The organism is Collimonas sp. OK607 (genome assembly GCF_900111995.1).
In the GTDB taxonomy this organism is placed as follows: Bacteria; Pseudomonadota; Gammaproteobacteria; order Burkholderiales; family Burkholderiaceae_D; genus Collimonas.
On the sequence record NZ_FOKF01000039.1, the window covers coordinates 1 to 24014 of the forward strand.

Below are 24014 nucleotides of genomic sequence, written 5' to 3' on the forward strand. Positions count from 1 at the left end.
AACTTCCTATTGCCCAGTAGGCGATCGCAGCGTTTGATACGATGACGTATCGGTGTGGCACTGTCCAAATGCCGGCTCAAGCCCATCAAACTTAACCCACCTTGTAGCGCTGCCTGAACCAACGCAGCCACGCTTTGTGCCCGTTTGGCGTGAACACCAGGACACCTTTCTTCCAACAATTTCTGTATGATTCTTCTTGCATGCATGAGTGCTCTTTCTCTGTCGCAGTTTGGTCGCTACGTAGGAGAAAGTTAACAGCTCATGCATGCAACTGACAATTCAAAATCATTAGCCCTTTGATTTTTATCGATTATTTGAGGGGAAGGGTCAGGGTCAGAGTAATTTACGACGATGAGACTATCGTAAAAAAACTCTGACCCCAAATGACCACATTAGAAGTAGCTTAGGCCTAGGGCTGCTTTGACTTCGTCGGCGGTTTTAGCCGCCACTTCACGCGCCTTGGCGGTGCCGTCTTTCAGGATCTGCATGACATACCCCTTGTCCTTGGCCAACTCCTCGCGACGAGCGCGAATCGGCGCCAGCAAATCCTGCAAGCAGGCTTCCAAACGCACCTTCACCAAGCTATCGCCCAAACCACCGCGCACGTAGTGCGCCTTCATCTCCGCCAACCCGTCCTTATCAAGATCAAACGCATCCAGATAAAGGAAAGCCACATTACCCTCCAGATGCCCAGGATCCTGCACCCGCAAATGCAAAGGATCGGTATACACCTGCTTGACCGCCGCCCGAATCTCATCCGCTGTAGCGCCAAGGTTGATCGTATTGCCCAACGATTTACTCATCTTGGCCTTGCCATCAATACCCGGCAAACGCCCAATCTCCGGCACCAAAGCCTTAGCCTCAACCAGCACATCCCGCCCGACAGTACGATTAAACCGCCGCACAATCTCATTGGTTTGCTCAATCATAGGAATCTGATCCTCACCCACCGGCACCAGCGCCGCCTTGAACGCCGTGATATCAGCCGCCTGGCTAGCCGGATAAGTCAGGAAACCCGCCGGAATATCCCGCTCAAACCCCCGCAACCGGATTTCTTCCTTAACCGTAGGATTACGCTCCAGCCGCGCCACGGTAACCAGGTTCAGGTAATAGAAAGTCAACTCCGCCAGCTCAGGAATCTGCGACTGAATCAAGATCGTCGACAAAGACGGATCGATACCGACCGCCAGGTAATCCAGCGCAACCTCCACCACATTCCGGTGCACCTTGTTGGTGTCCTCCATATTGTCAGTCAGCGCCTGAGCATCGGCCAGCATGATAAATTGCCGATAAGTGTGCTGATAAGCAACCCGATTCCGCAAGCTGCCGACGAAATGGCCCAGATGCAACGGACCAGTCGGACGGTCGCCGGTCAAAATCACGGCGGAATCCGGGGCTGTCGTTGACAAACTCGTTGGCAAACTCATTAACATTCCTTTAGCAATATCCTGAAAACCCCGTATTGTGCCATTAGTCGTACGAACCAAAAGAAAAAGCCGCCGGCAATTTCTTGCCGGCGGCTTTTAAACACCATCCTGAGTTACAACTGCCCAAAGGCTAGATTCAGGCGTTTTGTTCCACTTGCTCGATCCCTGCCAGTATCCAGCCGCCCTGTCCCGCGGTTGGCTTGGACAAGTTCCAGATCTCGGCAAACGGCGCAGCAGCAGAAGCGTCGTCTTCCTTGATCATGCCGGTGAACTTCACGCTGGCCAGATAGTCGGCATCGACAGTCTCGATTCCCAGCAATTCAGCGTCCAGCGTCACGACATCGGTATGGTTATCCGATGCGCCGCGCTCTTGCAACTGCATACGCAACTCGGCAAACATCTCCGGCGTGGTGAATTCGCGGATATCGTTGCTATCGGCCTTGTCCCACGCCGCTTGCAGGCGCAGGAAGTAAGTCTTGGAATGACGCAAGAAACCGACAGTATCAAAGTCCGCAGGCACGCCCCAGCCACCAACGCCAGCTGCACCAGCTCCGGCACCCATCGCCGCCGCTGCAGGTGCCGCGTCAAAGGCCGTACGTTGCATAGGCTGAAAAGCTTGCTCAACACGCGAAGCGATTTCCGGCGTGAAGCTCGAAGGCGCCGATGTAGCAAACGCAGGACGCATGCCGTTGTTGCCAGCGGCACCGTTGCCCATCTTGCGGCGTACCAGCTTGTAAATGAACATGGCGGCAAACGCGAACAAGGCGATCATGATCATGTTGCTGATCATGCCAGCCATCGCACCGCCCAGGCCCATGCTGGACAACAACGCGCCCAGGCCCAAGCCCAGCAAAGCGCCGCCCAACATGCCTTTCCACATGCTAGGTTTGGCGGCTGCAGCAGCGGCCGGTGCGGCAGCCGCCGCGGCTGGCTTGGCGGCATTTGTGGCCTGATTCTGCGCCGGCGCCGCCTGGCGATTCATGCCTTGTGATTTTTTACCGAAGGAACTGCCGCCGCCCATGCGCTTGGCTTCAACGGTCGACATACCAGCTGACAACGTCATGGCTACGACGATCAGCGCCACGAATAATTTCTTCATACTTTCTCCTGAGATTTGATGCAATCACGGTCATGCATGACCGTATGAGGTCATATGCACCGCCGAGTTTTTAAACTTCGTTTGAAACTTCGCAGCCATGCCATGACGCTAAACGGCCCGGAATTAAGACCCGATGCAAGACGCGCATCAGTCTGCCGATCAGCATCGTGGATGATTGGAATCGCCGGGAGCTTACCCGGCAGATAGGAAGGCGCCTGCCGCCAGCTGCAATAGCAACGGCGACGTAAAGGCGCTTAGGCTCTAGGCGGAGGTCCGACCGGAGGTAAAAACGGAGGTTGGCGCGCTTTGTCGTTACTTAGCGCCGGTGTTGAAGCAATTGCCGCAGCGGCAAATATAAGGGGAAAAGCAGGTACCGTCTCATCGCCAAGATCGACATGCATCTCGATGTCGTCCACAACGCTATCCTGTGAGCTGCAATCGATGTCAGCCTTACAGACCGGCGCACCTTTTCGAGCGTCCTGATGATCATCTTGCTGAACCGCGTATGCCAGCGTCGCCACTACGTTTGCCTGAGGGTTTGCTTTAAATTCAGTCATGCCTGCAAAGACTTGCATAGGCAGCAGAAACATCAGCAAAAGAATCAGTAAGCGTCGCATCAAAGTGGGAAAGCGGATCCGGGTCAGATTAGGTGGCAATGATTATACCAAACAGAAGCGGTAATTTTGCTGTCGACCTTGCTGCAAAGAATGAAACGCCATAGACTACAAGCAGTACCTTCCACCCACCGTACACGGAAACACCACCAACATGCGCATTTTGCTTGCCGAAGACGACAGTGTTTTAGCCGATGGACTGACGCGTTCGCTGCGCCAGTCGGGTTATGCCACCGACTGCGTGATGAACGGGATGGAAGCGGATTCAGCCTTGTCGACCCAGGATTTCGATTTGCTGATCCTCGACCTGGGGCTGCCCAAAATGACCGGCCTCGAGGTGCTGCGCCGTCTGCGCGCCCGCAATTCACGGCTACCGGTGCTGATCCTGACTGCCGCCGATTCGCTCGAGCAACGGGTAAAAGGGCTCGACCTGGGCGCCGACGACTACATGGCCAAGCCGTTTGAGCTGTCCGAACTGGAAGCGCGGGTACGTGCGCTGACCCGGCGTGGCGCCGGCGGCGGCCCCACCGTCATCAAGCACGGCCCGCTAAGTTACGATCAGGTCGGACGGATCGCCTATATCAACGAACAGATGCTCGACCTCTCGGCACGTGAACTCGGCTTGCTGGAAGTGTTGCTGCAGCGCACCGGTCGCCTGGTCTCCAAGGAGCAACTGGTCGATCACCTGTGCGAATGGGGCGAAGAAGTCAGCAATAACGCCATCGAAGTGTATGTCCATCGTTTGCGCAAGAAAATCGAAATCGGCGGCGTGCGGATTGCCACAGTGCGCGGTCTCGGCTACTGCCTGGAAAAAATCAGCGAACCGCAAGTCAGTTCCGCAATTTCCGCCGCACCGCTGTCCCCGGTGGATTCGTCCAGCCGCCGCTAATACTTGCCCATGCGCGACACTCAATCCCTGGCCGCGCAGCCAAGCCCGACCAACCCATCTGCCAATCACACTGAAGAGCGGGTACAACGCTCCCTGTTCGGCGAGATCCTGGACTGGATGCTGGTGCCGCTGTTGCTGCTATGGCCGATCAGCATCGCGATTACCTATGTCGTCGCAAAGTCGATTGCCAACCAGCCCTTCGACCAGGCGCTGGACGATAGCGTCACGGTATTGTCGCAGCAGGTCAGCGAAGTCAACGGCAAGGTCGTGACGCGCCTGACCAATCCGTCCCGTGATTTCCTGCGCGCCGACGATGTCGATAATGTCTATTACCTGATCACCGGTCCGCATGGCGAATATATCGACGGCGACCGCGACATGCATTTGCCGGTGACCGAAGAAGATCCCTTACATCCGGGCACGGTCCGGTTTTTGGATAGCTCCGTGCACGGCAACGATGTGCGGATCGCCTACACCTATGTCGATCTGCGCAGTGCGATCGACGCCAATGACGCTGCCGGCAAGAAAGAACCGCCACGGCTAGCGCTGGTGCAAGTAGGAGAAACGCTGGAAAAGCGCGCCCGGCTGGCGAACGAAATCATCAAGGGCGTGATCCTGCCGCAATTCCTGATCCTGCCGATTGCGCTGGCGCTGATCTGGTTTGCCTTGTCGCGCGGCCTGTCGCCATTGTCCGAATTGCAGCAGCGGATCCGGGCCCGGCGACCGGACGACCTGAGCCCGATCGATTCAGGCCAGGTGCCGGAAGAAATCTCGCCGCTGGTGCGTTCACTCAACGATATGCTGTCGCGCCTTTCACTTTCGATTCAAACCCAGAAACGTTTCATTGCCGATGCTGCACACCAGATGAAAACACCGCTGGCCGGCATGCGCATGCAGTCCGAACTGGCATTGCGGCAGACCAGCCACCACGATATTCATCGGTCACTAGAACAATTGGCAAAGAGTTCCGAGTCGGCGACCCGGCTGGTCAATCAATTGTTGTCACTGGCGCGGGCGGAAAACCAGTCGCAGGAGAGTGCGCCGTTTGTGCAAGTCGATTTATCCGAATTCGCGCGTGCGGTGGTGCAGGACTGGGTCCAGGCTTCGTTCACCCAGCGTATCGATTTTGGTTTTGAACAGGCCGAACAGGCATTGCCGATCTTGTGTAACCCGCTCATGTTGCGCGAACTGCTTGGCAACCTGATCGACAATGCTTTGCACTACACGCCTGTCGAAGGCAGCGTTACCGTCCGTGTTCGCGGCGAGTCGGCAACAGGAATGGCGATACTAGAAGTCGAGGATACCGGCGCCGGCATTCCGCCAGCCGAGCGTGACCACGTGTTCCAACGCTTCTACCGTATCCTCGGCAGCGGCGGCGGCAATGGCAGCGGCCTGGGGCTGGCGATCGTGCGCGAAATCGCCCAGCAACATGATGCCGAAGTGACGATTTCCTACAATCCGCGCAGCACCGATCCGGAATTGCCTGGCAGCCTGTTCCGCGTCAGCTTTCGCTTGTTGGAAAACCCGGTTTCAGAATCCAATACGGATTTCCATTAACAACAACCACTAGCCATCAGACCAGACATACGTATGTTGAAACTCCGCCCGCGCCATCCCGCCAGTCACTGGCAAAGCACCAGACGACTGACGTCGGGGCTGTTGCTGATCTGGTTTGTACTGACCTTCTCCGTCATCTTCTTTGCCCGTGAGCTGTCGAACATAAGTCTGTTCGGCTGGCCGTTGTCGTTTTATATGGCGGCGCAGGGACTGGCGCTGATCTACCTGCTGATCGTCGCGGTATATACCTGGCAAATGAAAAAAGCAGATCAACGCCAGCCGGACCGCGAGCAGCAATGAACGATAAATCTTTCTTCTGGCGGCTGGTACGCTATTACGGTTGGTATACCGGCGGCTTCATCCTCTTGCTGGTGGTATTGGCGATCCTGGAAAAAGAGGGCTTGCCGCGCACCTGGATCGGCTACCTGTTCATGTTTGCCACCATCGTCCTGTATGCCGGCATCGGCATCGTCAGCCGCACGTCGGATGTATCGGAATACTATGTGGCAGGACGGCGCGTGCCGGGGCTGTTCAACGGCATGGCAACCGCTGCCGACTGGATCTCTGCCGCCACTTTCATCAGCCTGGCCGGCGGTCTCTACTTGCAAGGCTTCGATGGCCTGGCTTACGTCATCGGCTGGACCGGCGGCTATTGCCTGGTTGCCTTGATGATCGCCCCGTATCTGCGCAAGTTCGGCCAATACACGATCCCGGATTTCCTCGCCGCACGCTATCGTGGCCACACCAACAGCAATCCCGTACGAATAGTTGCGGTGGCGGCTACAGTAGTGATTTCCTTCATTTACGTAGTGGCGCAAATCTACGGCGTAGGCCTGATCACCTCTCGCTTTACCGGCGTTGACTTTTCGGTCGGCATTTTCCTCGGCCTGGCCAGTATCCTGGTCTGTTCTTTCCTGGGCGGCATGCGGGCGATTACCTGGACCCAGGTGGCGCAGTACATCATTATTCTATTTGCCTATTTGATTCCGGTCATCTGGCTATCGACAGTACATACGCACAACCCGGTAGCGCCATTTTCCTACGGCTCGGTGCTGTCGCAAATCGACACCATCGAAAAGAAACTGGATAAAGATCCGAAGGAGATCGAAGTACGGGCGATGTTCAAAGCCAACGCCGATGACTTCGATACGCGCCTGCGCAATATACCGAAATCCTGGGAACAGGGGCGCATAGATGCACAGCAGCATCTCGAACTACTCAAGCGCAACAACAGTTCCCTGATCGAGATCCGAGCCGCGAATCGCGCCTTGAACAACTATCCGAAGACACCAGAGGAAGCCGAGCGCAAATGGCAGCAGGACAAAGCCGCCAACCTGGCGCGCGCCGAGCCACCGCTACCGCAGGCAACGCCCTATCCCGGCGCGACCAAGGAAGCATCGGATATCAAACGGAATAATTTCCTGGCGCTGGTGTTTTGCCTGATGCTGGGCACGGCTTCCTTGCCGCACATCCTGATGCGCTACTACACCACGCCGTCAGTGCAGGAAACCCGCAAGTCGGTATTCTGGACGCTGTTTTTCATCGTGCTGATCTACCTCACAGTGCCGGCGCTGGCGGTGCTGGTGAAATACACCATCTACACCTCGCTGGTCGGCTCCCAGTATGCGCACCTGCCGGAATGGGTATCGTACTGGGCTAATATCGACAAGAGCAATCCCCTGGTCAGTATTGTCGATCTTAACCACGACGGCATTGTGCAGCTGTCGGAAATCAATCTGGACGGCGATATGATCATGTTGGCGACGCCAGAGATCGCCGGCCTGCCCTATTACATTTCCGGACTGGTCGCGGCGGGTGGACTGGCGGCAGCGCTATCGACCGCCGACGGCTTGCTGCTGACGATTTCCAACGCCTTGTCGCACGATGTCTATTACAAGATGATCGATCCGCATGCTTCCAACGCCAAGCGTGTCACCGTATCCAAGTTGCTGTTGCTGGTAGTGGCGTTGCTGGCGGCGTACACCGCATCATTGAAACCGGGCGATATCCTGTCGATGGTAGGCGCGGCATTTTCGCTGGCGGCCTCGACCTTGTTCCCGGTGCTGGCGCTGGGGGTGTTCTGGAAACGCGGCAACCAGCAAGGGGCGATTGCCGCCATCGTAGTCGGGTTCAGCACCTGCATCTATTACATGCTGCACACCTATCCGGCGCTCGGCGGTTCAGTCAGCGGCCAATGGTTCCACATCGCGCCGATGGCTGCCGGTGTTTTTGGCGTGCCGGCGAGTTTGCTGACGCTGATTGTGGTGAGCTTGCTGACACCGCCGCCGGATCCGCGTGCGGTTGCGTTGCTGCATCAGATTCGGGCGCCTTAAAAAAGCTGCCGCCTCACACCGCGAAACCAAACCCCGGCGCCTCATGTGCCGGCAATACCGTCACTGCCACATCCATGGTTTGCTGCCCGCCGCCAATCAGCACGCCGCGCAAGGGCGAGACGTCGAGAAAATCGCGGCCCCAGCCGAGCGTGATGTGGCTGGTGTCCGGAAAGATGCCATTGGTCGGATCGGCATCTATCCAACTGCTGGGCTGGCCATCGAGGCTCGGGCAATATATCGATACCCAGGCATGCGAAGCGTCGGCGCCGATCAAGCGCGGCTGTCCCGGCGGTGGTTCGGTCAGCAGATAACCGCTGACATAGCGCGCCGCCAAACCCATTGAGCGCAGGCAGGAAAGCATGAAGTGCGCAAAATCCTGGCATACACCGCGTCGGGTAGCAAATACCTCGGTGACCGGCGTTGATACCGTGGTGGCCAACGGGTCAAAGGTAAATTCCTGGAAAATCCGCGTCATCAAGGCTTCTATCCCTGCCAGTAACGGCAATCCGGGCGTAAACGACTCTGCGGCGTAAGCCAGAAGCTCGCGCTTGATCCGCACGTGCGCCGATTCAAACAGGTAGCGCGTGGCTTCCAGATCGTCGGGTAATAAATATTGGCCGGCGTGATACGAAAGCGCGGCACGTGCCTGCTCCCAGGTCGGCGTGACCGAAGGTAATTGGCGCGGCGTCAGCGTGACCCAGGATTCGGCCAGCGCGCGCAGATCGGTATGGTCGCTTTCCAACGAAAACGATTGCATCGGATTACCGAAACTATCCAGCAGCAATCGCAGGTTTTGCGGTTCGGGCGTAATGCTGATACCGTGCGAAGTGCAGGTTTGCCATGGCAGCGAACGCGGCGTCAGGCGCAGCATCTGGTGCGACAAGCGCACTGCTTGCGAATACGCATAGTGCGTATCGTGACGAATGTGATAAGTGTAAGAAGGGTGCTCGCTCATCATGACACTCCCTGGCTCACCGGTGCATTCAGGGGAGTAAAGAAATGCCGGGCCAATTCATCGGACAAGGAAAAAGCGCCGGTGATCGCATCGCGCATCAGTTGCACCAGACGCGCATGTGCATCTGCCACAAACAAGGAATCGTGGCTTAAGTCCTGTAATTCAAATTCACGCAGCAAGGCTGATAAATGCGCCGGCGTATCCATGTTGAGGGTGCCGAGTTGTTCAGCGATATCGCTCAGATAGCGCTCCAGCATATGGAACTGGAATGCGATGCCATGCGGATTACTGACGTCGAACACCAGCAGATGCAACACCGGCAGCCATTCCGGCGCCCGTCGATAGCGCACGCGATAAGTGACTACGCTGTTGGCTGACTCCAGCAGCCACGGCAAGGTCTTGTTCTGGCGCTCTGCCGGCAACTGCAGGAACTGGCCGAACAAGGTCGCCAGATGCGTCATGCGTTCTATGTGCCGGCCCAGCATCAGGAAATGCCAGCCTTCGTCGCGCGTCATGTCGTCTAGCGCGTGTCCGGCCAGGCCCACGCACGCCTGGATCACGTTGTTCAGTATGGTCAATGCGCCGCTAGGTGTCGCACCGGTGTGAGCGCCGCTGTCTGCCGTCAGGCCTGGCATGCGATTAAGCGCTTGCCAGTTATCCAGCGAGAGGTGTTCGCGCACTTGGTAACCGCAATGATGCAAATGACGCAGATTGGCGGCGATGCTGACGCTCGCGGTGGGATCGACGATGGCAGCAATCAGGCCTAGCTGCATGGCGTTGACGGTTGGCCGCCCTGCTGTCGTGGCGCTCGGCAGAGTAATCCCGAGGCCTCGGCAGATTTCACAGAGCTGGTAAAAAGTCTCGCGCGCTTCACCCTGCAGATCGGTGCTGCGTTGCAGGGTCGCCCTGAGCAGATGCGCCAGGTTGTCGCAGCGCTCGGCGTAGCGCCCCATCCAGAACAGGTTTTCGCCGGCATGCGATGAAATATCGACGGTGCTGTAAATCGTATCCAGTGCGCGCTGCCGCGCATCGATGGCTTCCAGCGGCGCTGCCAATGGTGCGGTCGCTTCACTCACTTCCGGCCGCACCTGACTCAACACCCACACATCTTTACTGGCGCCGCCCTGCTGCATCGATACCACATCCTTGCGCTGGCGCGGTGCGACCCGCGTCAGGCCGCCCGGCATCACATGGTAGCTGCCGTCGGCAGCGGCGACCACGAATACCCGCAAGCTCACCGCGCGGCTCATCAAGCGATATTCGCCGCTGCGCGATAATACCGGCGCCTGCGACAAACGCACCCATTCCTGCGCCACATAGGCATGCGGCTGGGCCAGCAAACTATCGATCACGCGTTGGCGCGATTGTGCGTTCAGACTGTGGCCATAGACCGGTTGCATGCGCATCGATGGGAACGCCGGCATGATCACCAGCTGCTCCAGATTGGCCAAGGTGTAATCCAACGCAGGCTTTTCGCCGCACCACCACGACGCCACCGCCGGCAAGGCCAGCGGCTGGCCCAGCAAGCGTTCGCAAATGGCCGGCAGAAAGCCGTGCAAGGCGCCGGATTCGAGCACGCCGCTGCCGAGTGAGTTGGCGATCAGCACATTGCCGAGGCGCGCTGCCTGCACCAGGCCGGGAATCCCGAGGGCTGAGTCGGCGCGCAATTCGAGCGGATCGCAATAATCGTCATCCAGCCGCCGCAGGATCGCATGGACGCGCCGCAAACCGCTCAGCGTCTTCAGGTACACCATGTCGCCGCGCACCATCAGATCTGCCCCTTCGACCAGCGGAAAGCCCAGGGTATGCGCCAGGAATGCGTGCTCGGAGTACGTTTCGTTATACGGTCCCGGCGTCAGCAACACCACCAGCGGCGGTTCACCGCCGGCCGGCGCCAGCGTGTTCAGACTATCGTGCAGTGTGTGGAAAAATTTCAGCAGGGATTGGACATGCATGTCGCGCACCGTATCCGGTAATGCGCGCGACATGATCTGCCGGTTCTGCAAGGCGTAACCGGCACCCGAAGGTCCCTGGGTACGATCCGACATGACCCACCAATGGCCATCAGGTGAACGCGCCAGGTCGATCGCATACAGGTGCAAATGTATGCCAGCCGGCGGTTCTATGCCGCGGCAGGGCCAAAGGTAGCCATGCTGGCCGAATACCAATGCCGGTGGCAGCAACCCTTCCGAAAGCAGTGTTTGGGGGCCGTACAGATCGGCCAGGACCGCGTTGAGCAGGCGCGCACGCTGGGTTACTGCTGCGGACAAAGTCTGCCATTCATCGGCGGAGATGATCTGCGGCAACAGATCCAGTTCCCAGGGGCGGTTGGCGCCTTGCGGATCGGCGTACACATTGTAGGTAACGCCTTCTGCAGCAATCGCTTCGCGCACCTCGCGCGCGCGGCGCCGCAAAATCTCTGGCGACAAGCCTTCCAGCTGATCGATCAGCGTACGCCAATGCGGCCGCAGGCGACCGCCGGCTTCAAGCATTTCGTCGTAACGATCCGCTTCTGCGGGGTAACTCTCAAGTAAGCGCTGGTACATAGTCCTAGAGACGGCAGTAGAACGCGCCCGAGTGCGCTTTTGCCGGTGCACGTGGCAAGGCGCGACGACGCGGCAGGGCTTTCCCTGCTAGGAGGAGCAACGCAGCCAGGTGCGCCGACAAAAGTGCAATCGGGTGCGTAACGTTGCCACCCTGTGGGTGAATCGACAAGGTCCTCATATTCACAATGCCCAGACGTCTATCCAAGTACAAACTAGTGGTCTACTGCCGTTTCTAGGACAATCGATCGCTTGCGTCACCTGGAACAGTTTAAATGCAAGATCAGCCGCCAGCGCGTCCAAAAGCTGTAGCGCAACCAGGAAATAGTTGCGTTACAGCTTTTTCGACCATGCCTGCCGAGCTTGATCAGAAGTGACGTAAGTCTAACGTAAATGGGAGCTCGATGGATGCTATCGGCATAGTTACCTGCATCTGCCCCGGGGTGTGATTGAGACGGAAATAACGCGCGAGACGCCGGCTTTCCGCTTCGAAAGCATTGACCGGGAACGTCTCGTAGCTACGCCCGCCCGGATGCACCACGTGATATTGGCAACCGCCCAGGCTGCGACCGTTCCAGGTATCCACCAGATCGAAGGTCAAGGGCGAATCGATGCCGATGGTCGGATGCAGGGCTGACGGCGGTTGCCAGGCGCGGTACCGCACGCCGCTGACAAACTCGCCGACGCGCCCTGTCGGCTGCAAAGGCACGGGCACGCCGTTGCAGGTCAGCACATAGCGATCGGGCGCCATGCCACTGACTTTCACCTGCAACCGTTCGAGCGAGGAGTCGACGTAACGGGCGTTGCCGCCGGAGCGGCTTTCCTCGCCCAGTACATGCCATGGTTCCAGCGCCGTGCGCAGTTCGAGGGCGATGCCATTGACGGCAAAATCGCCGATCTTTGGAAAGCGGAACTCGAAGTGCGGCGCAAACCATTCCGGCTTGAGCGCATACCCGGCCTGCTGCATGTCATCCATCACGTCGCAGAAATCCTGCCAGATGAAATGCGGCAGCAGGAAACGATCATGCAACTCGGTGCCCCAGCGCACCAGGCGTGGCGGCTTGTATGGCGTTTTCCAAAAGCGCGCTACCAGCGCCCGCAGCAGCAATTGCTGGGTCAGGCTCATGCGCGCATGCGGCGGCATTTCAAACGCGCGCAATTCCAGCAAACCAAGACGGCCGGTGCTGCTGTCGGGTGAATACAGTTTGTCGATGCAAAACTCGGCGCGGTGCGTGTTGCCGGTCACGTCGATCAACAGATTGCGCAGCAACCGGTCCACCAGCCATGGTGCGCAACCGTCAGCGGCGAGTTGCTTATCCATCTCTGTGAACGCCAGTTCCAGCTCGACCACGGCGTCGTTGCGCGCTTCGTCCACGCGCGGCGCTTGCGAAGTGGGGCCGATGAACATGCCGGAAAACAGATAAGACAACGACGGATGGTTGTGCCAATAACTGATCAGGCTACGCAACAGATCCGGACGCCGCAGGAATGGCGAGTCGCTGGTGGTGGCGCCGCCCAGCACCAGGTGATTGCCGCCACCGGTGCCGGAGTGATGACCGTCGAGCATGAATTTCTCGGTGGTCAAACGGGTCTCGCGTGCGACGTCATACAGATAGGTAGTGTTGGCAACCAACTCGCTCCAGCTATGCATGGGCTGGATATTTACTTCGATCACACCAGGGTCGGGAGTGACGCTGAATTTACCCAGCCGCGGGTCGTTGGGCGGCTCATAACCTTCCATCAACAACGGCTGCTTCAAAGCCTGGGCTGTGGCTTCGATCGCTGCTACCAACTCCAGATAGTCTTCCAGCCGGGCCAGCGGTGGCATGAACAGATACAGCACACCTTGCCGTACTTCCGCACACAAGGCAGTGCGGGCAATCTCATCGGCCGACTCGAATGGCGCCGGCGCCGCTTGTGCTTCACTGGCGAAAGCCGAACTATATTTCGGCGCATCTGCAGCGGCTGCCTTATCCTTGCCGGCGGTAGCAGCCGGCGTCGCAAGCCGATGACGGATTTGCTGTGCAATCGGCAATGGCTGGAAGGCCTGCGTAGGATCGGGCTGATGCACGTAAGGGTAATCATCAGTCTTGACCCATGGCTGCGAATCGAGCGGCAGTCGGTAGCCTAACGGCGAATCGCCGGGTAGCAGATAGCAGAACTCACCGCGCAAATACCAGCTACCGCTTTTCCACTCGCGTTCATCGTCGCTGCGGGCCAGCGGCAATACGTAGCCGGCAACTTTGCGCAAGCCTTGCGAAAAGACGCGTGCCAGCCTGGCGCGTTCCTGCTTGTCATCCAGCCGCGCGTCGGACGGATCGACGTTAATCGCCAGACGGCGCTCGCGCCACAAGTAGTAGTAAATATCCTCATAGGCAGCAAACACGTGTTGGCGATCCAGCGACAGGCGCGCGGCAACGCCTTGTAAAAAACGTTCTGCGACATTGTCATCGCCGGCTTTCACCTGCGCCCGGGTTTCATCTGCAATCAATGCTGGCGTGGTCCAGATCGGTTCGCCGTCGCGACGCCAGTAACAATTGAGCGACCAGCGCGGCAACTGTTCGCCCGGGTACCATTTTCCCTGGCCGAAATGCGGCAAGCCTTGCGCCGCATATTGCTGCCGCAGCCGATGATAGAGTTCAGCCGCCAGCGGTTTCTTGGTAGGGCCCATCGCAGCCGTGTTCCATTCCTCGCCATCCGGATGATCGAGCGCGACAAAAGTCGGTTCACCGCCCATCGTCAGACGCACATCTAGCGTATCCAGGTCATCGTCGATGGCGTGGCCCAGTTCTTCAATCTCTTCCCATTGCTGCTCGCTATACGGCTTGGTGACGCGCGGCGATTCCCAGATGCGACGTACGCTCATGGCGTGTTCGAATTCTACTTCGCATGGCTCGACCATGCCGCTGACCGGTGCTGCCGACGACGGCTCCGGCGTGCACGACAGCGGGATGTGCCCCTCCCCTGCGAACAAACCGGAGGTTGGATCGAGACCGATCCATCCGGCGCCGGGCAGGTACACTTCGCACCAGGCGTGCAGGTCGGTGAAATCGGTTTGCGGTCCGGATGGGCCATCCAGCGATTTCTGGTCGGCCGTCAGCTGGATCAGGTAACCCGATACGAAACGCGCCGCCAAACCCAGGTAGCGCAGTATCTGCACCAGCAGCCACGACGAATCGCGACAGGAACCTGAACCAAGGTCGAGAGTCTGCTCCGGCGTCTGCACTCCCGGTTCCATGCGAATGGTATAGCTGATCATTTGCGCCAGCTGCTGGTTCAGACTGACCAGGAAATCCTCTGTGCGTATTCTTTCACGCGGTACCTGATCCAGAAATTTTTGCAGCAACGGCGTCAGCGGCAATTTCTTGCGGTACGGCTCCAGCTCGTTCTGTAATTCCGGCGCGTAGGAAAACGGCACTTTCTCGGCATACGGTTCAAGAAAAAAATCGAAGGGATTGAGCACCGACATCTCGGCTACCAGATCGACTTCGATGCGGAATTCACTGGCCTTTTCCGGAAACACCAGCCGCGCCAGATAGTTGGCCTGTGGGTCTTGCTGCCAGTTGATAAAATGCGGTTCCGGCAATATCCGCAGCGAATAACTCAGGATCCGGGTGCGGCAATGCGGCGCCGGCCGCAAGCGGATGATTTGGGGTCCCAGGCTGATCGGACGTTCGTAACGATAAGTGGTGAGATGATTGAGTGCTACGTGAATTGACATGGATATCCTCTGTGGCAATCAATAATTTTTTCGTAGGGCGGGCACGCCTTTGTGCCCACGCGTGAATTCACATCACGTACACGCCTGTTGAGGCACCGCATGGGCGTGCACTCCGGTTATCACGGTCACGCGTGGGCACAAAGGCGTGCCCACCCTACTGGTGGCTGTAAATAAATTCGCGCAAGCGCGGATAGATTTCCTTGTCCCAGCGGTGGCCATTGAATACGCCATAGTGGCCGACACCGGTTTGCACATGATGCGTCTTCATGTAGGGCCGTATGCCGCTGCACATGTCCTGCGCCGCCACGGTCTGGCCTACTGCGCAGATATCATCCTTCTCCCCCTCTACGGTAAACAATGCGGTGCGGCGAATCGCCGCCGGTTCTATCGTACGCCCTAATGCCTTCATTTCGCCAAGTGGTAATGCGTGATCCTGGAAAACGCTTTGTACCGTTTCCAGATAAAACTCTGCCGCCAGATCCGACATGGCGAAATACTCGGCATAGAAAGTCTTGATGACGTTGGCTTTATCGTCTTCGCCTTCCACCAGATAGTTGTACAGGTTTTGAAAAGCCTTGAGGTGGCGTTCCAGGTTCATGCTCATGAATGCATTCAGCTGCAGGAAACCGGGATAGACCTGGCGCTGGCTACCGGCGAAACGGCCGGGAACGGTGCTGACCAGATTGTCTTCGAACCAGGTGATAGGTTTGCTTTTCGCCAGGTGATTGACTGCTGTCGGATTGATGCGGGTATCGATGGGGCCGGCCATCAAGGTCATGCTGGATGGTTGCGCCGGATGTCGTTCGGCAGCCATCAGCGCTACCGCCGCCAGCGCCGCTACAGTCGGCTGGCAGACCGCCAGCAGATGCGTGCCGGGGCCGATTTTTTCGATGAAACGGATCAGGTGCGCGACATATTCGTCGAAGCCGAAACGGCCGTCGCTCAAGGCCACGTCGCGCGCATTGTGCCAGTCGGTGATATATACGTCATGATCGCGCAGGAGCGTGCTCACGGTGCCGCGCAGCAAGGTGGCGAAATGTCCCGACATCGGTGCCACCACGAGTACACGCGGCTGCACTACCTTGCTGTCCTTGCGGAAACGCAACAAAGTACAGAATGGTGTCTGTTCGGCCACTTCTTCATGCACCGAAACCGTGCAGCCATTCTCCTCCACGCTGTTTATCCCGAATGCGGGGCGCTGATGCGTCAACCGGGTGCAGGAAAACACTTCGCAAGCTGCAGCCAGCTTTCGCAGCGCCAGACTGTCGGGCCATCCTTGCCACTTGTAGCCCAACACCGGTGCGGCCATGCCAGCCCACGCGCGCATCGGATCGCTAAGATCCGAATAGCCCTGATATGCCTGGTAAATTTTAGTCATGGGACTACCCTGTTATTGGAATGCCGGCAAACACCTCGTCTGCAATATCCATGCCCATATCTCTGGCACGGCCTTTGCTCAGTAGTTGTCAAACGGTTTGCCAATCACGTCACTTTCGACCCAATACGGAAGAATATTGCCATGCCTAAGACCACATTGAGCATTACCAGTAAAAATTATTCGTCGTGGTCGTTGCGCGGCTGGCTGATGACGCGGTTTTCCGGCCTTGAATTCCAGGAAAACCCGATCTCGCCGGACGATCCGGATGCACGCGCCGAAATCCTGCTGCTGTCGTCGTCGATCCTGGTGCCTTGCCTGTATCACGGCAATATCGTGGTGTGGGATACCTTGGCTATCGGTGAATATCTGCACGAGATCCGGCCCAAGGCCGGGCTGCTGCCGGCGGACCGCGCCGCGCGCGCCCACTGCCGTTCGATCTGCGGCGAAATGCATTCCGGCTTCAGCGCCTTGCGTTCGGCGCTGCCGATGAACATCAAAGCGCATTTTCCCGACTTCAAGGTGTGGTCACGTGCCGAAGCCGACATCAAACGTATCACCACCATCTGGAAACAATGCCTGGCGACCTATGGCGGACCATTCCTGTTTGGCGAACGCTCGATAGCCGATGCCATGTATGCACCGGTGGCGACCCGGTTTTTGACGTACGATGTAAAACTGGATTCCGTCTGCAGCGCCTATTGCAAACGCATTATTGCAATGCCGGAAATGCAGGAATGGATCAAGGCCGCCAAGCTTGAACCGGACGACATCAATGAACTGGATGTAGAGTTTTGAGAAAGGATAGCTGCGATGGATACAAGCACAGGTACAACTGCCAGCCCGGCTGTGTCGTCGGCCGAATCGTCGGCCACCTCGTTCTCGCATGTCCGCGAGGGCGATACTGAATTCGAATCGGGCGGCCTGCGTGATTTTTTCCTGTATCGCGATCTCGGGATTGCCGCCGCCACCGGCGGCCAGGTGGTGGCGCATCTGGTGAAAGCCAACATGGCGCCCGAAGTAGGTACCGGCTGGCACCGGCACGAAGCTAATTTCCATATTGTCTACATGCTCAAGGGCTGGGCTCGTTTCATGTACGGCGATAAGGAAACGCTGGTCAAGGCCGGCGACTGCGTGCATCAACGCCCAGGCATAGTGCATTTTTTATTCGACTACTCGGAAGACATGGAGTATCTTGAAATCGTCAGCCCGGCGGCATTCACTTCAATCGACATGCCGGCACCGTGCGCCGTCCCGGCGCCGACGCCGTGGACCTGATCGCGTTGAGCGGCATTGGACACCAGGTTTTTGCAATCAAAACAACATGGAGGACGCCACCCAGATTACGCAAAATTTGCTAAGAGCTGACCCGGCATTGTCTAAAATAAAGCCTGTTCAAATTACAACATCACATGTTAATTTTTGAATAATCTTTTACACGAGCCAAAGCTTAAACGTCAGCCAGCAGCGTGCAACAGGCACGCTTCTTGATAGCTACTTGATAGTTTCCGATCAAACCACAGCAAAGCAAGATCATGGCAAATTTTTTCGATGAAATGTACTCCGATGGCAAATCGTCCGTGCGCCCGCACTATGACGAATTTTCCAATTGGCTCAACGCTCAGACCGCTGAAACCATCGCCCGCAAGCGCGCCGAAGCCGACCTGATTTTCCGTCGCGTCGGTATTACCTTTGCGGTCTATGGCAACGATGCCGGCACCGAACGTCTGATCCCCTTCGACATCATCCCGCGCATCATCCATGCGCAGGAGTGGGCTACACTCGAAGCCGGCCTGATACAGCGCGTCAAGGCGCTCAACATGTTCATCCATGATATCTATCATGGCCAGAACATCGTCAAGGCTGGCGTGATCCCCGCTGAACAGATTTTCCGCAATGCCCAGTATCGCCCGGAAATGCAGGGCATCTCGGTTGCCTCGGATATCTATGCGCATATTGCGGGGGTCGATATCGTACGTGCCGGCCAGGGTGAATTTTACGTGCTGGAAGATAATCTGCGGGTACCTTCCGGCGTGTCCTACATGCTGGAAAACCGCAAGATGATGATGCGGCTGTTCCCCGAATTATTCTTGCGCCACAAGATTGCGCCGGTCGATCACTATCCTGACATGCTGCTGGATAACCTGCGTTCGGTGGCGCCGGTTGGCGTTACCGATCCAACCGTGGTGGTGATGACACCTGGGATGTATAACTCGGCCTACTTCGAACATGCTTTCCTGGCGCAGCAAATGGGTGTGGAACTGGTTGAAGGCCAGGATCTGTTCGTCAACGATAACGCGGTCTACATGCGCACCACGCGCGGCCCGAAACGGGTCGACGTGATCTATCGCCGGATCGACGACGATTATCTCGATCCGCTCGCCTTCCGTCCCGATTCGTCGCTCGGGGTGCCCGGCCTGCTGTCAGTATACCGCGCCGGTAATGTCACGCTGGCCAATGCCATCGGAACCGGTGTCGCCGATGACAAATCGGTCTATCCGTTCGTACCCGACATGATCCAGTTTTATTTGTCGGAGAAGCCGATCCTGAACAATGTCCCGACTTACCAGTGCCGCAAAAAAGACGATTTGCAGTACACCCTGGATAACCTGAAGGACCTGGTCGTCAAGGAAGTGCACGGCGCCGGCGGTTACGGCATGCTGGTCGGACCAGCTTCAACCAAGCAGGAAATCGAAGATTTCCGCCAGCGCGTGATCGCCAAGCCGGACGGTTATATTTCCCAGCCGACCCTGGCTTTATCGGCTTGCCCGACCTATGTCGAATCCGGCATCGCGCCGCGCCACCTCGACTTGCGGCCGTTTGTGCTGTCCGGGAAAAAAGTCTCCCTGGTGCGTGGCGGCCTGACCCGCGTCGCCCTCAAGGAAGGTTCGCTGGTGGTTAATTCTTCCCAAGGCGGCGGCACCAAAGACACCTGGATTCTGGAGAAATAACATGCTCAGTCGCACCGCCGATCATTTATTCTGGATGTCCCGCTACACCGAGCGGGCAGAAAACACCGCACGCATGCTGGACGTGCACGTGCAAACCGGGCTGTTGCCGCAATCGGTTGAAGATGCGGAAATAGGCTGGCGCGCAATCCTTGGCATTTCCGAACTGCAGCAGGCTTTCGATAAAAAATATAGCGTGCTAACGCAAAAAGACGTGATTGATTTCATGGTGCGCGATCCGAGCAATTCTTCCTCGATCGCATCCTGCCTGAAACAAGCGCGCGAGAACGCCCGCGCGGTGCGCGGCGCGCTGACTACCGAAGCCTGGGAAATCCAGAACGCCACCTGGATCAAGATGCAAGGTTACTTGCAGACCGATGCGCTGGAGCGGAATCCGAGCGAATTTTTTGAATGGGTAAAACACCGGTCGCATCTGTCGCGCGGGGTGACCATCGGCACCATGCTCAAAGACGAAGCGTTTCACTTCGTCCGCCTTGGCACCTTCCTGGAGCGCGCTGACAATACCGCGCGCATCATCGATGTCAAATTCCACGGAGCGAAAAAAGGCCAGTACAAGAAAAATCATCAAAACGGCCAGCAACAAAGCACCGAACAGCGGCATGCTGAGGAGCGCAAGGATGCGATCGCCGAACCGCAGGTGGATTTCTACTACTGGGCGGCGATTCTGCGTTCGGTGTCCGGTTTTGAAATCTACCGCAAGGTGTACCGCGACGTGATCACCCCGGCCCGCGTGGCTGATTTGCTGATCCTGCGGCCGGACATGCCGCGCTCATTGCTGGCCTGCATGACGCAAGTGGTCGGCAATCTGAAACATGTGCAAAACGACATTTCTGCCGACACCGAGCGTTTTGCCGGAAAGCTGCATGCCGATCTCAAGTTCAGCAGTCTCGACGAGATCCTGGACGCCGGCCTGCATGATTACCTGACGCAGTTCTTCGAGCGTATTTTCGAACTCGGCAATCGCATCAGCCGCGATTTCCTGGTGCCTCTCAACACCTGATGCCTGACATGCTACTGACTATCCGGCATGAAACGGTTTATCACTACACCGCAGCGCTGACCTACACGATTCAGCAGCTGCGGCTGACGCCGCGCGCGGAAGTGCAGCAGCGTACCCTGGCCTGGAATATCCGGAGTTCGGGTACGCGTCATCCTTTCACCGATGCCTTCGGCAATCCAAGCCACACGCTGACCATTACCAGACCGCACCACGAAGTGCGCATCGTCGCCGAAGGTACGGTCGCGATCGCTCCCTTGCATCTGGGCCGTCTGCCGCAACCGGGCGAATTTTCGCCATTGGTATTTACGGTGCCGACGCAACTGACGCAGCCCACCGTAGCCGTGATGGATTTTGCGCATCGGCACCTGCAGTCTGGCGCCGGCAACACGCAGCTACTGGACCTGGCGCAAGCCATCTGTGCGGCCGTGGCCTACCAGAGCGGATCGACTGCAGTGACCACCAGCGCCGACGATGCGCTGGCCCTGGGACAAGGCGTCTGCCAGGATCACGCCCACCTGTTCCTGGCTTGCTGCCACACGGCAGGCATCCCGGCGCGCTACGTGTCGGGCTATATCGACCCCGGCAACACCAGTCATGCGGAAAGCCATGCCTGGGTGGACGTATGGGTAGAGGAACATGACTTTTCCGGCTGGATCAGTATCGATGTGACCCATGCGTGCTTTGCCAGCAATAACTATTGCAGACTGGCAATTGGACGGGATTACGATTCGGCTGCGCCGGTACGCGGGGTACGGCGCGGTGGCGGCGAGGAAACGTTGACCGTGCAGGTTAATGTTTCTGCGCTGCCATCAGATCAATGAGTCAGGGGCTTTAATTCAGGATTAATTCGTGAAAGTTTGTTACATGACTAACAAACTGTGGCAATCTGACCAGGATACGGATTTGGCTTACTGTAAAATCTCGACTTTGTATTTTTCTCACACATCATGACTTACTGCGTAGCCCTGCGCCTCGATTCCGGCCTGGTTTTTCTTTCCGACTCACGCACCAATGCGGGAGTCGACCACGTCGCCGTCGCGCGCAAGATGAGCGTGTTCGAAAACCCGGGCGAACGCCTGATGGTCTTCATGACTGCCGGCAACCTGTCTATTTCACAGTCGATCAAGGAAATCATCGGTGAGCGCGTGAACGCCGCCGGCAAGACCATCTGGACCGCCGACTCGATGTACGAGGCTGCGCAAATTGTCGGCGAGGTAATCCGCACCGTGCATGACCGCGAAGCGGCGGCACTGGAAAAATTCGGCATCGATTTCAACGTCAGCATTATCTTCGGCGGCCAGATCAAAGGCGAGCGTTGCCGCCTGTTCCAGATTTATTCGGCCGGCAATTTCATCGAATCGCACAACGAAAATACCTACTTCCAGATCGGCGAATCCAAATACGGCAAGCCGATACTTGACCGCGTCATCACGCCTTCCTCATCGCTTGACGAGGCGGCAAAATGTGCGCTGATTTCGATGGACTCGACCCTGCGCTCCAACGTCTCGGTGGGCTTGCCGCTGGATATGCTGCTGTATGAAAACGATACGCTGGCAGTCACCCGCTTTGTGACGATCGGCGAAAAGAACCAGTACTTCCAGATGATCCGGGAAAACTGGGGCAAACAACTCAAAAGCGTATTCGACGGCATCGCCGATCCGGTCTGGAATGCCAATCCGGAAACCACCTCCAATGTGCTGTCGGCACAAGGCTCGCGCAGCGAACCGCTGGTGGTGATGGCGCCGCAAGAACTGAGCACCGAGAGCCCGCCGCCGCCGCTGCAAACGCTGGCACAGGGAGCCAACGGCAAGCAGCATTAATTTCACGCTGCCTGTCAGGTGGAAAAAGAAGTAGGGTGGGCACGCTTTTGTGCCCACGCGTGAACTCACTCCACGCACATGCCTATTTCCGTGCCACTTGGGTCCGTACTCCGGTTATCGCGGTCACGCGTGGGCACAAAAGCGTGCCCACCCTACGAATAAAAAACTCAGAAGCAATGTTCAGGCGCCGGAAACGACTTGTCCTTCACCGCGCTGACATACGCCAACACGGCCGCATCGATGCTGGTCTGACCGTGCATGAAGTCTTTCACGAAACGGGCTTTATGGCCGGGAAAAACACCTAGCAGATCGTGCATCACCAGTACCTGGCCGGAGCAATCCGGGCCGGCGCCGATGCCGATGGTCGGGATGCTCAGCAGGTCGCTGACTTCCTTGCCCAGCGCTGCCGGAATCGCTTCCAGCACCAGCAAACTGGCGCCCGCTGCCTGTAACGCCAGAGCGTCTGCCTTCAACTGTTCGGCTGCCGCGGTCGATTTGCCTTGTACCTTGTAGCCCCCCATCTGATGCACCGATTGCGGCGTCAGGCCGAGATGGCAGCAGACAGGAATCGCGCGTTCGGTGAGGAAACGCACGGTGGGCGCCAGCCAGGCACCGCCCTCGATCTTGACCATTTGCGCGCCAGCCTGGATCACCGGCACCGCGTTCTCGAATGCGCTTTCCGGCGTGGCGTAAGTGCCGAACGGCAGATCGGCCAGCACCAACGCGGTACGATTGCCGCGCGCCACACTGGCGGTGTGATACACGATCTCTTGTATGGTTACCGGCAAGGTCGAGTTGTGGCCTTGGCAAACCATGCCGAGCGAATCGCCGATCAGCAAGGTTTCAACGCCGCAACGATCCATCAAGGCGGCGAAGCTGGCATCGTAGCAAGTCAGCATGGTGATTTTTTCACCCTTTTCGCGCAAGGCTTGCAGGGCCGGGATGGTGATCGATTTGCTGCGGGTAGCTGATTTCGCTGCCGGATCGCTAGCTGGGTCGGTGCCTTGTATATATCCTGCCATTGTCATTCTCCACGATTGAAAAATTCACGCTTGCCGCGCATGCCGTCGATGCGGGCCAGCAATAAGCTGAAATCGGCTTCATTGCCGGCCAGGTCCAGATGTTCGTTATTGACGATCAGCAGCGGCGCATCGTCGTAGTGATAAAAGAAGCGGCTGTAGCTTTCGCACAGGCGCGCCAGGTATTCATGCGAAATGCCGGCTTCCATTTCGATGCCGCGTTTTTTGATGCGCTCCACCAAGGTTTCCGGCTCTGCTTGCAGGTAAATCACCAGGTCCGGCGTCGCCACCTGCGGCCGCAAATGTTCATACATTTGCTGGTAGAGCTTGAGTTCTTCGTCAGCCAGCGTCAGGCTGGCGAAAATCGGATCCTTGGCCAGCATGAAATCGGCGACCAGGTGGCTGGGGCTGTCGAACAAGTCATTCTGTGCCGATTCGCGCAGCTGGTTGATGCGCTGGAACAGGAAGAACATTTGTGTCGACAGCGCGTAACGCGGGGCGTCACGGTAGAATTTTTCCAGGAAGGGGTTGGCTTGCGGTTGCTCCAGCAAGACTTTACCGCCCAGGTGCATGGCGATCTTGTTCACCAGCGTGGTCTTGCCGACCCCGATCGGGCCTTCTACGACGATGTACTTGTAGCTATCTAAATTCATCTGTCTAAATTCGCGTTTGAGAGTGGAGTGCAGCATGCGT

At 57.6% G+C, this 24014-nt stretch carries 19 protein-coding genes; 10 read left to right on the forward strand and 9 right to left on the reverse strand.

The window, feature by feature from the left end:
- Positions 1-392: 392 nt before the first annotated feature.
- The 3 genes from trpS to BM029_RS20740 all read right to left on the reverse strand — a co-directional run bounded on the left by trpS (position 393) and on the right by BM029_RS20740 (position 3182).
- Positions 393-1427, reverse strand: coding sequence for a tryptophan--tRNA ligase (trpS, locus tag BM029_RS20730; RefSeq protein ID WP_092439305.1), 1035 nt, complete (start codon positions 1425-1427; stop codon positions 393-395).
- A 136-nt stretch (positions 1428-1563) separates the two neighbouring features.
- Positions 1564-2526 carry a Tim44 domain-containing protein gene (locus BM029_RS20735; RefSeq protein WP_092439307.1) on the reverse strand — a complete coding sequence of 321 codons (963 nt, stop codon included), beginning with the start codon at positions 2524-2526 and terminating at the stop codon, positions 1564-1566.
- Positions 2527-2780: 254 nt separating this feature from the next.
- Entirely contained in the window at positions 2781-3182 is a 402-nt protein-coding gene (locus tag BM029_RS20740) for a hypothetical protein (RefSeq protein WP_139217310.1), read from the reverse strand.
- A 112-nt stretch (positions 3183-3294) separates the two neighbouring features.
- Here BM029_RS20740 and BM029_RS20745 point away from each other — a divergent pair, with 112 nt between their 5' ends.
- Genes BM029_RS20745 through BM029_RS20760 form a run of 4 tightly spaced genes read left to right on the forward strand, consistent with a single transcriptional unit; the run spans position 3295 to position 7919 of the window.
- Positions 3295-4029, forward strand: a complete 735-nt coding sequence (locus tag BM029_RS20745) for a response regulator transcription factor (protein WP_092439310.1) — start codon at positions 3295-3297, stop codon at positions 4027-4029.
- Positions 4030-4038: 9 nt separating this feature from the next.
- Positions 4039-5586, forward strand: coding sequence for a sensor histidine kinase (locus BM029_RS20750; RefSeq protein WP_092439312.1), 1548 nt, complete (start codon positions 4039-4041; stop codon positions 5584-5586).
- A gap of 33 nt (positions 5587-5619) precedes the next feature.
- Entirely contained in the window at positions 5620-5886 is a 267-nt protein-coding gene (locus tag BM029_RS20755; RefSeq protein ID WP_092439314.1) for a DUF4212 domain-containing protein, read from the forward strand.
- On the forward strand, positions 5883-7919 hold the full coding sequence (locus tag BM029_RS20760; RefSeq protein WP_092439316.1) for a sodium:solute symporter family protein: 2037 nt from the start codon (positions 5883-5885) through the stop codon (positions 7917-7919). Before BM029_RS20755 ends, BM029_RS20760 begins: the two co-directional genes overlap by 4 nt.
- A 13-nt stretch (positions 7920-7932) precedes the next feature.
- Here BM029_RS20760 and BM029_RS20765 read toward each other — a convergent pair whose 3' ends face one another.
- From BM029_RS20765 to BM029_RS20780, 4 genes are all read right to left on the reverse strand, one after another.
- A complete protein-coding gene (locus tag BM029_RS20765; protein WP_371329150.1) occupies positions 7933-8877 on the reverse strand; it encodes a transglutaminase family protein in 945 nt (314 codons plus the stop codon).
- Positions 8874-11420: a circularly permuted type 2 ATP-grasp protein gene (locus BM029_RS20770; protein WP_092439320.1), complete on the reverse strand. Its 2547-nt coding sequence runs from the start codon at positions 11418-11420 to the stop codon at positions 8874-8876. The genes BM029_RS20765 and BM029_RS20770 overlap by 4 nt, the downstream gene beginning before the upstream one ends.
- A gap of 364 nt (positions 11421-11784) precedes the next feature.
- The gene (locus BM029_RS20775) at positions 11785-15138 is read right to left on the reverse strand and encodes a transglutaminase family protein (RefSeq protein ID WP_092439322.1); all 3354 of its coding nucleotides are present in this window, start codon (positions 15136-15138) and stop codon (positions 11785-11787) included.
- Between the two features lie 154 nt (positions 15139-15292).
- Complete coding sequence (locus BM029_RS20780; RefSeq protein ID WP_092439324.1) at positions 15293-16516, reverse strand: polyhydroxyalkanoate depolymerase; 1224 nt, start codon at positions 16514-16516, stop codon at positions 15293-15295.
- 141 nt (positions 16517-16657) lie between these two features.
- Here BM029_RS20780 and BM029_RS20785 point away from each other — a divergent pair, with 141 nt between their 5' ends.
- The 6 genes from BM029_RS20785 (at position 16658) to BM029_RS20810 (ending at position 22302) form a co-directional block, all read left to right on the forward strand.
- Entirely contained in the window at positions 16658-17311 is a 654-nt protein-coding gene (locus BM029_RS20785) for a glutathione S-transferase family protein (protein WP_092439326.1), read from the forward strand.
- Positions 17312-17326: 15 nt separating this feature from the next.
- Positions 17327-17791 (forward strand): cupin domain-containing protein, encoded by a 465-nt coding sequence (locus BM029_RS20790; RefSeq protein WP_092439328.1) that lies wholly within the window; start codon positions 17327-17329, stop codon positions 17789-17791.
- A gap of 257 nt (positions 17792-18048) precedes the next feature.
- Positions 18049-19464, forward strand: a complete 1416-nt coding sequence (locus BM029_RS20795) for a circularly permuted type 2 ATP-grasp protein (protein ID WP_092439330.1) — start codon at positions 18049-18051, stop codon at positions 19462-19464.
- 1 nt (position 19465) lies between these two features.
- Positions 19466-20482: an alpha-E domain-containing protein gene (locus BM029_RS20800; protein WP_092439332.1), complete on the forward strand. Its 1017-nt coding sequence runs from the start codon at positions 19466-19468 to the stop codon at positions 20480-20482.
- Positions 20483-20490: 8 nt separating this feature from the next.
- Positions 20491-21303, forward strand: coding sequence for a transglutaminase family protein (locus tag BM029_RS20805; protein ID WP_092439362.1), 813 nt, complete (start codon positions 20491-20493; stop codon positions 21301-21303).
- 126 nt (positions 21304-21429) lie between these two features.
- A complete protein-coding gene (locus tag BM029_RS20810) occupies positions 21430-22302 on the forward strand; it encodes a proteasome-type protease (RefSeq protein ID WP_092439334.1) in 873 nt (290 codons plus the stop codon).
- Positions 22303-22469: 167 nt separating this feature from the next.
- Here BM029_RS20810 and panB read toward each other — a convergent pair whose 3' ends face one another.
- Positions 22470-23324: a 3-methyl-2-oxobutanoate hydroxymethyltransferase gene (panB, locus tag BM029_RS20815; protein WP_170851163.1), complete on the reverse strand. Its 855-nt coding sequence runs from the start codon at positions 23322-23324 to the stop codon at positions 22470-22472.
- Positions 23325-23326: 2 nt separating this feature from the next.
- Positions 23327-23974, reverse strand: coding sequence for a deoxynucleoside kinase (locus tag BM029_RS20820; RefSeq protein WP_092439366.1), 648 nt, complete (start codon positions 23972-23974; stop codon positions 23327-23329).
- Positions 23975-24014: the final 40 nt, after the last annotated feature.